Annotated in this window: 7 protein-coding genes and 1 pseudogene; 5 read left to right on the top strand and 3 right to left on the bottom strand. The window is 73.4% G+C overall.

The window, feature by feature from the left end:
* A partial coding sequence (locus L1885_RS29220; RefSeq protein WP_235798335.1) for an RNA polymerase sigma factor occupies positions 1-575 on the bottom strand: 575 nt, incomplete at its 3' end.
* A 385-nt stretch (positions 576-960) separates the two neighbouring features.
* On the opposite strand from L1885_RS29220, the gene L1885_RS18910 reads away from it, so the two are divergent.
* Positions 961-2,100, top strand: coding sequence for a glycoside hydrolase family 19 protein (locus tag L1885_RS18910; protein WP_235798334.1), 1,140 nt, complete (start codon positions 961-963; stop codon positions 2,098-2,100).
* Between the two features lie 88 nt (positions 2,101-2,188).
* Here L1885_RS18910 and L1885_RS18905 read toward each other — a convergent pair whose 3' ends face one another.
* Positions 2,189-3,127 (bottom strand): polysaccharide deacetylase family protein, encoded by a 939-nt coding sequence (locus L1885_RS18905; RefSeq protein ID WP_235798333.1) that lies wholly within the window; start codon positions 3,125-3,127, stop codon positions 2,189-2,191.
* Positions 3,128-3,669: 542 nt separating this feature from the next.
* Here L1885_RS18905 and L1885_RS18900 point away from each other — a divergent pair.
* Complete coding sequence (locus L1885_RS18900) at positions 3,670-4,089, top strand: TOBE domain-containing protein (protein WP_235798332.1); 420 nt, start codon at positions 3,670-3,672, stop codon at positions 4,087-4,089.
* Here L1885_RS18900 and L1885_RS18895 read toward each other — a convergent pair.
* The gene (locus tag L1885_RS18895; RefSeq protein ID WP_235798331.1) at positions 4,072-4,608 is read right to left on the bottom strand and encodes a molybdopterin-dependent oxidoreductase; all 537 of its coding nucleotides are present in this window, start codon (positions 4,606-4,608) and stop codon (positions 4,072-4,074) included. The genes L1885_RS18900 and L1885_RS18895 overlap by 18 nt on opposite strands.
* A gap of 533 nt (positions 4,609-5,141) precedes the next feature.
* Between L1885_RS18895 and L1885_RS18890 the strand changes: the two genes are divergently transcribed.
* The 3 genes and pseudogenes from L1885_RS18890 to L1885_RS18880 all read left to right on the top strand — a co-directional run.
* The gene (locus L1885_RS18890) at positions 5,142-5,705 is read left to right on the top strand and encodes a MarR family winged helix-turn-helix transcriptional regulator (protein WP_235798330.1); all 564 of its coding nucleotides are present in this window, start codon (positions 5,142-5,144) and stop codon (positions 5,703-5,705) included.
* Positions 5,702-7,372: an MDR family MFS transporter gene (locus L1885_RS18885; protein ID WP_372481975.1), complete on the top strand. Its 1,671-nt coding sequence runs from the start codon at positions 5,702-5,704 to the stop codon at positions 7,370-7,372. Before L1885_RS18890 ends, L1885_RS18885 begins: the two co-directional genes overlap by 4 nt.
* Positions 7,373-7,447: 75 nt before the next feature.
* A pseudogene (locus L1885_RS18880) lies at positions 7,448-8,369 on the top strand (hypothetical protein); the annotation flags it as partial.

Below are 8,369 nucleotides of genomic sequence, written 5' to 3'. Positions count from 1 at the left end.
CACGCGCCGCGCCGCGCCGTCTCCGGGATGCCGAGCACGCGCGCCAGGCGGCGCCGGGCGTGCCGCACGTGCGAGCGCACCGTGGCGGGCTCGATGCCGAGGTACGCGGCGACCTCCTCGTCGGGCGCCCTCAGCACGTAGCGCAGGACCATCACGTCGTACTGCCGGCCGGGGAGCGCGGCGATGGCCCCGTACAGCCCGGTCTCGCCCTCCAGTGCCGCCAAGGCGCCCCGTGTCTCGTGCAGGAGGAGTGCGCGCACGGCGGCACGGGAGGCAGCCGCGGCCGCGGGCACCGGGGGCCTGCCGTGCCGCCGCAGCCAGCGCCCCGTCTCGTCCGCGAGCAGCGCCCTGGCGCGGCCGGGCAGGGATCCTTCCTCCCGGATGCGCGGCCAGTCGGCGGCGATGCGGGCGCAGGTCGCCTCGACGATCGCCCGCGCGGCACGTTCGCTGCCGGTACGGGTGTGCGCGTAGCGCAGCCAGAGGCGGTCGTGGTGCGTGATGAAGGAGTGGAGCGTGAGGGCCGCGAAGCCCCCGCGTAACGGTGCCGGCGGTGCTGACGAGGAGGCAGTGGTCACGGCGGTCGTCCCGTCCTCGGTGGCGCCGGCGCCGCGCGGGACGCCGTGCCACGTGCGGTCCGCCCCGGCCCCCGCCGCCGGAGAGGTGGATCCGGGCGGGCCGGCCCCGGCCCGCTCCTCGCCGAGCGTAGCCGACCGGCTACAGCGACGGGAGGCGTGATCGCCAGGCCGGGGCGGCACGGCGCCGCGCCCGCGTCCGGCCGGCCCTCCGGCACACATTTTTGACAGGACCTTGACAAGGTCTAGACCTTCCCTTTCAATCCAAGCGACCCCGTACTTTTCCGCTGCCCGCCGCCGCGCTCCGAACCTCCCCGCCGCGCCCGTGCGTCGCGGGGCGGTTCGCGACACCGGCGGTCCGGGCGATCAGGGAAGAAGGAACCCGGACATGCTGAGACAACCCCCACGCGGTCTCCTGCTCGTCAGATCCGCCGCCGCGCTCGCGGTGGCGGCGCTCCTCTCCCTGCTGTTCACCGTGCCGGCGCAGGCCGCCGACCCGGTCGGCCAGATCACCGGCCTGGGCGGCAAGTGCGTGGACGTCGCCGCGGCGAACAGCGCCAACGGGACGCCGGTCCAGCTCTACGACTGCAACGGCAGCAACGCCCAGCAGTGGACGATCGCGGGCGACGGCACGGTCCGCGCGCTCGGCAAGTGCCTCGACGTCGTCGGCGGCGGCACCGGCGACGGCGCCCTCGTCCAGCTGTGGGACTGCACCGGCGCGGCGAACCAGAAGTGGTCGGTCAACTCCGCGCACGACATCGTCGGCCTCGCCGCGAACAAGTGCCTCGACGTGAAGGACCGTTCGACGGCGAACGGCACGCGCCTGCAGATCTGGACCTGCACCGGCCAGTCGAACCAGAAGTGGAACGCGGCCGGCACGAACGGCTCGGGCAACGGCGGCAACCCGGGCTCCTTCGTCGTCAGCGAGGCCCAGTTCAACCAGATGTTCCCGAGCAGGAACGGCTTCTACACCTACCAGGGCCTGGTCAACGCCCTGGGCGCGTACCCGGGCTTCGCCCGCACCGGCAGCGACACCACGCAGAAGCAGGAGGCCGCGGCCTTCCTCGCCAACGTCGCGCACGAGACCGGCAACCTCCAGTACGTGGTCGAGCAGAACACCGCCAACTACCCCCACTACTGCGACACGAGCCAGCCCTACGGCTGCCCGGCGGGCCAGTCCGCGTACTACGGCCGCGGCCCCATCCAGCTCAGCTGGAACTTCAACTACAAGGCGGCCGGCGACGCGCTGGGCATCGACCTCCTCGACAACCCCAACCTGGTGCAGCAGGACGCGGCGATCGCCTGGAAGACCGGCCTCTGGTACTGGGACACGCAGACCGGCCCCGGCACCATGACCCCGCACGACGCGATGGTCAACGGCCGCGGCTTCGGCGAGACGATCCGCTCCATCAACGGGTCCATCGAGTGCAACGGCGGCAATCCGGCGCAGGTGCAGAGCCGCGTCGCCAACTACCAGCGCTTCGTGGGCATCCTGGGCGTCCCGGCGGGCAGCAACCTCAGCTGCTGACACCGGGGGGCGGGCGCCCGTACGCGGGCACCCGCCCCGCTCCCGGCACGCGGCGGCCCCGGACCCGGCGGTCCGGGGCCGTTCCGCGTCAGGCGGGCGGCGGGCACTCCCGCTTGACGTAGGCGGCCAGTTCCTCGTGGGTGGCGTACCAGACGTCGAACGCACCGATGTGGTCGAGCAGTTCGCGCAGCACGGCGAAGCGGGAGCGGTGGCCGATGACATGCGGGTGCATCGTCAGCTGGAAGAGGCCGCCCTCCTCCAGCGCCAGGTCGAACTCGTCGCGCCACAGCGACAGCACGCCGCGCGGCGGGGTGTAGGGCCGCGAGGACGTGTAGCGGTCCATCGTGAAGTACGGCGCGTCGTCGCGGATCCACTCGACCGGGATCTCCACCATGCCGGTGGGCTCCCCGTGGTCGAGGATCTCGTACGGCTCGTCGTCGGCCATCAGCGACGAGTCGTACAGCAGGCCCAGTTCGCGCGAGATGGCGAGCGTGTTGTCGGAGAAGTCCCACGACGGCGTCCGGATGCCGACGGGGCGCCGCCCGCTGAGGGCCTCCAGGGTGTCGGCGGCCCGGAAGGCCAGGTCGCGCTCGTCGGACGCGGCGAGTTGCATGTTGCGCTCGTGGATCCAGCCGTGCAGCGCCACCTCGTGGCCCGCGTCGACGTACGCGCGCACCTCCCCCGGGTGCAGCAGCCCGGAGACGGCGGGCATGAAGAACGTGGCCGGGACCGACCGGTCGCGCAGCAGCTTCAGGATGCGGGGGACGCCCGCCCGGGCGCCGTACTCGCCCTGCGAGAGCTTGCCGGGCTGCGTCTCGTCGTTGCGCAGCGGGATCGTCTCGTGGTCCGAGTCGAAGGAGAGGGCGACGGCGACGCGGGCGCCGTTGGGCCAGCGCGCCGGGCGCAGCGGCCGGCCCGCCCGCACGGCGTCGACGTGGCCGCGCCAGGTCGCCTCGTCCCACTGCCAGGGTTCCCGGCCGCCGACCGCGCCGCCGTCGTGTGTGCCCTCCGTGCCCGCGCCGCTCATGGCCGCTCGCCCCTCTTCCGTGCCGGATCCGCCCGTACCGCGCGATTCTGGCACGTCACCCCCGGGGCGCCGGCGGGCGGAGGGGTGGCCGGTACGCGCCGGGTGTGGACGGGTCGTCCCAGCATCCGGGACGCAGGGGCACGGGCCCGATCCCCTGGGACGGGGGCCCCGCGCCGCCGGGCGCCGGGCACGGTCAAGGGCGCGGGCACGGGCACGGGCAGGGGCAGGGGCGCGTTGAGGCCACCCCGCCGGAGGGAGTGCCGGGAGGCCGCCGCCGGCACTCCCGGCGATACAGTCCAGCCGAAGCAGCCCATATAAGGTCTATGCGGTCGATACGGTCTATACGGTCGATTCGGATTATTCAGACGGCGGAGGCCGCCCACACCCGGCCGGCCCTCCGGCCGCGCCACCACACCCTGTCCCGCTTCCCGTTCTCCCGGTCGGGCCGCCGTCCCGTCCGGTCGTATCGCCGTCCCATCCATCCCGCCCGTCCCGTCCGCCGTCCCGGTGGAACGGCCGCTCCCCCACCCGTGAGGCGCCCCATGACCCTGAGCATCCGCAACCAGATCCCCGGCACGGTCGTCTCGGTGACGCCCGGGGAGGTGATGGCCGTGGTGAAGCTGCGGCTCGACGGCGGCGGGCCGCTCACGGCCGCGATCACGCGGGAGGCCGCCGGGGACCTCGGCCTCGCCGAGGGCACGGCCGTGCGCGCCCTGGTCAAGTCGACGGAGGTCTCGCTGGCCACCGGCCCGGTGACGGGCCTGTCCATCCGCAACCAGATCCCCGGGACGGTCGCCGGCGTCGTGACGGGGGGCGCCATGGCGAGCGTCAAGGTGTCGGTCGCCGGGGCCGAGCTGACCTGCGCCGTGACCCGGGACGCCGTGGCGGAGCTGCGGCTCGCCGCGGGCTCCCCGGTGGTCGCGCTGATCAAGGCGACGGAGGTCTCACTCGCCCTGGCCTGAGCGGACCGCGACCGGGACCGGGCCGGCAGGAGTCGTCGCCACCCCTTCGGGCGGGGGCGGCGCAGCCGGCTCCCGCGCCCACTCCGTCACCCGGACGGACGTGACCGCGCTGACGTACCGCGCGCCGCAGTGGTCCGACGGCACGATGAGCTGCGTCCCCTCGTCCTCCAGGCCCCGGCCGTCCATGTCGGTCGCCAGCAGCACCGGCACGTCGCCGAAGTCCGCGTCGATCTCCGCCCAGGAGAGCACGGCGTGATGTCCGTCACCCCCGCCGACGGCGAGCAGGAAGCGGGCGCGGGCCTTCCGGCCCGTCCCGCCGAAGACCGGCCCCGCCTCGGCCACGACGTCCCGCAGCAGGGGGCCGGCGAAGGAGTGGCCGCGAGGGCCGTTGCGGGAGCAGCGGAAGACGACGTCGGCGCTGCGCTGCGGCCAGCGGGCCCGCAGATCCGCCACGGTCAGCCGGACCGGGCGCGCCACCTCGCCCGTCAGCGTGAAGGACGGGCTGCTCAGTGGGCTCATGAGTCTCCCCCTCGGGAAGTCCGCACGTGCACGGCGGGGGCCGGTCTGCCGGTGCCGCGACCCCAAGCGGGGTGATGCCCTCCCGCCGAGTGTCCAGAACCTCGGAAGCAAGCCAATTCGGCGCCGGGGCCCGGCTCTGCGAGCCGGAGGGCGCCCGGAGGGCCGCATACGCCATGGCGGGAGCCCCCGTCCGGCCCCCGTCCGGCCCCCGTCCGGCCCCCGTCCGGACGACGGCAGGGCAGTCGGGCAGCCGAATGGCGCGCCGTCGCCGCGGAGGGGCCTCCGGTCGCCGCGGCGCCGCACGGGCGAGGGCCGCGAGCGCCGCCCCACGGGCACCACGGGCACCACCCGACACCGGAGGGGCCGACTCCGGATCCGGCGGGGCGTGCGTGCGGCCCCGCCCGCGAGCCTGCCCGCCTCCGCACGCCCCCGCCTCGTGGTCATATGAACGCCAGTCACGCGATATGGTTGTGTGAGGCAAGCACTTGCATGACGCATGCAGTTGCACCACACGGCCACAGGAGGAGCAGGGCATGAGCGGCGTGCCCCCGCAGCAGGGACCGGAACCGGCGCGCGCGCCGGCGGGCGAGTGCGCGTTCGGTGAACCCATCACGCAGCTGGCGGAAGCCATGGAGCGGCTGATGCACCTGTTCCTCAAGACCCGGCAGCACATGATCGACAAGGCACGCAACGACGTCGACTGGTCGACGTTCCTGCTCATGACCGCGGTGGTGACGCAGGGCCCGCTCCGAGTGAAGGAACTCGCCGAGCAGGTCCAGTCCGACCCCTCCACCGTGAGCAGGCACGTCGCCCAGCTCGTACGGGACGGCTTCCTGGAGCGGCACGCGGACGCCGTGGACGGCCGCGCCAGCCTGCTGACCGCCACCGACAAGGCGCGGGAGGCGGTCGACGCCCGCAAGCAGCGCAGGAACCTGCACTACGAACACATGCTGCACACCTGGGAGGACAGCGAGCGCGGACAGCTCACCGCGCTGGTCGCCCGCTTCGCCGACGACTTCCTCGCCTACAAGACCAAGCTCGCCGACAACGACGGGGGACCCTTCCGTCCGGCGGCCCGAAAGGAAACAACGCAATGACGTCCACCGCCGACGCCGCGTCGGCCAACGTCGGCCCGGGCATCCCCGAGGAGCCGAGACCGACCGGCTACACGCATCGCCAGATCATGGTGATCCTCTCCGGCCTGCTGCTGGGCATGTTCCTGGCCGCGCTCGACCAGACCGTCGTCTCCACCGCGATCTACAAGATCGGTGAGAGCCTGCACGGGCTCACCGCCCAGGCCTGGGTCACCACGGCGTTCCTCATCACGTCCACGATCGCGACCCCGCTGTACGGCAAGCTGTCCGACCAGTACGGCCGCAAGCCGTTCTTCATGTTCGCGATATCCGTCTTCGTCGTCGGCTCGGCGCTGTGCACGCTGTCGACGTCGATGTACATGCTCGCCGCGTTCCGCGCCTTCCAGGGCATCGGCGCCGGCGGCCTGTTCTCGCTGGCCCTCGCGATCATCGGCGACATCATCCCGCCGCGTGAGCGTGCCAAGTACCAGGGCTACTTCATGGCCGTCTTCGGCACGTCCAGCGTGCTGGGCCCGGTCATCGGCGGCGCGCTCGCCGGCGCCGGCACGGTCGCGGGCATCGACGGATGGCGCTGGATCTTCCTGATCAACGTCCCGATCGGCGCCGCCGCGCTCGTCGTCGTCGCCAAGGTGCTGCACCTCGACCACGTCCGCCGCGACCACAAGATCGACTACCAGGGCGCCGTCTCCCTGGTGATCGCGCTGGTGCCGCTGCTGGTCGTCGCCGAGCAGGGCCGCGAGTGGGGATGGGGCTCCGGCCGCTCGCTCGCCGGGTACATCATCGGCGCCGTCGGAATCGTGCTGTTCCTGCTGGCCGAGCGGCGCGCGGGCGACGACGCCCTGCTGCCGATGCGCCTGTTCAAGAACGGCGTGTTCGCGGTCGGTACGGCGCAGTCGTTCATCATCGGTATCGGCATGTTCGGCGGCATCACGCTGCTGCCGCTGTACCTCCAGCTGGTGAAGGGCAACTCGCCGACCAAGGCCGGTCTGCTGACGCTGCCGCTGGTCCTCGGCATCATGCTGCTCTCGCTGGTCTCCGGCCAGGTGACGTCCCGCACGGGCAAGTACAAGATCTTCCCGGTCATCGGCTGTGTGCTGCTGGTCGCCGGCATGCTGATGCTCTGGCGGATGACGGCCGACAGCGGTCTCGTGTACATCGACTCCGCGATGTTCGTCGTCGGCGCGGGCCTCGGCCTGAACATGCAGACGATCGTGCTGGCGATGCAGAACGCGGTCCCGCCGCGCGACATCGGCGTGGCGACCTCGTCGACCACGTTCTTCCGGCAGATGGGCGGCACCGTCGGTGTCGCGGTCTTCCTCTCGATCGTGTACTCGATCGTCGTCGGCAAGATCTCGGACGCCTTCCACGCCGCGCAGCACACGCCCGCCTTCGCGAAGGCCGCGCAGGCCCACCCGGACCAGCTCAACCAGCTGACGCACGCCAACACCGGTGCGCTGAACGACACGTCGTTCCTGTCCAAGCTGGACCCGGCGCTCGCGCACCCCTTCAAGGTCGGCTTCACCGACGCCATCTCGGTGGCGTTCCTGGTGGGCGCCGCGGTGCTGGTCGTCGCGTTCGTCCTGTCCCTCATGATCAAGGAGGTTCCGCTGCGCACCACGGCGGCGGCGTTCTCCAAGGACGAGGAGAGCAAGCCGGCCGCCACGGCGTAGCACGAGCTCCTCAGCATCGTGCGCGGCCCGCCCACCGGGCGGGACCGCGCACCACGGCCGGCCGGACCCACGCCGATGGGGTCCGGCCGGCCCGCTTTATGCCTCCCCGGGGGCGCGCCGCGCCTGCCCCTGCGGCGCGGCACCGCCGACCCGGTCAAGCTCCTCCTGCACCGCTACCGGCAGTTGTGCGAGCGGGCCGTCGACCCCCTGGAGATCGCCGCGGGCCTGGAGGCGCACGGCATCTCCGACCGCGAGGCGCTCACCCGCTTCCGCCACCGGGACGTCTTCGCGCTCGCCGAGGAGCTGTACGCCCGCGTCCCCCGCGACACGGACCCCACGGGACTCGCGGCGGCGCTACCCGCGACGGCGGCCTCCGCCGCACCGGACGCCGCGCGGCCGGACTCGACCTCCACGCAGGACGCACCCGCCGGCACGGACACGACCACCGGCACGGACACAACCGCCGGCACGGACGCACCCCGCGACTGGGACGCACCGAACGCCACGGACGCGCCCGCCGGGCGGGACGCCCGCGCGAGGCCCGCCCCCTGGACCCTCGTCACCCTCCTCCCGGGCGTGACGGCAGCCCTCACCCTGTACGCGCTGGACCACCTCGGCGGGGCGACCCGGTTCGCGGCCGTGCTGGCAGGCGCCTTCGCGTGCTCCGGAGCCGTCGCGGCGAGCCTGCGTGGCGGTCCCCTGCGCATCCGCGACCACGGCCGCACGGCCCGTGGCGCGGGGCCGTGGGTCCACTGGCTGCTCGCCTGGATCGTGTGCGGCGACGGGCTGCTCGCCGCGCTCGTGGGCGGCGGTGCCTGGCATGCCACCCTCACCCCGCTGGTGGCCCTCGCCTTCGCGACGGCGCCCGCGGCCTGGAGTGCCCGCCTCTTCGCCGAGGGCGCGCGGCGCAGGCTGACCCGCAGCCGGGCGCTCGCCGACTTCGCCGCACGGGCCAGGCCGCTGCTGCTCGCCGGGCTCGCGCTGTACGGGTGCGCCC

It is taken from the genome of Streptomyces fuscigenes (genome assembly GCF_021556455.1).
GTDB classification, from domain to species: Bacteria; Actinomycetota; Actinomycetes; order Streptomycetales; family Streptomycetaceae; genus Streptomyces; species Streptomyces fuscigenes.
Note: the sequence above shows the minus strand (reverse complement) of the source record. Positions and strands in the feature narration are given on the sequence as shown.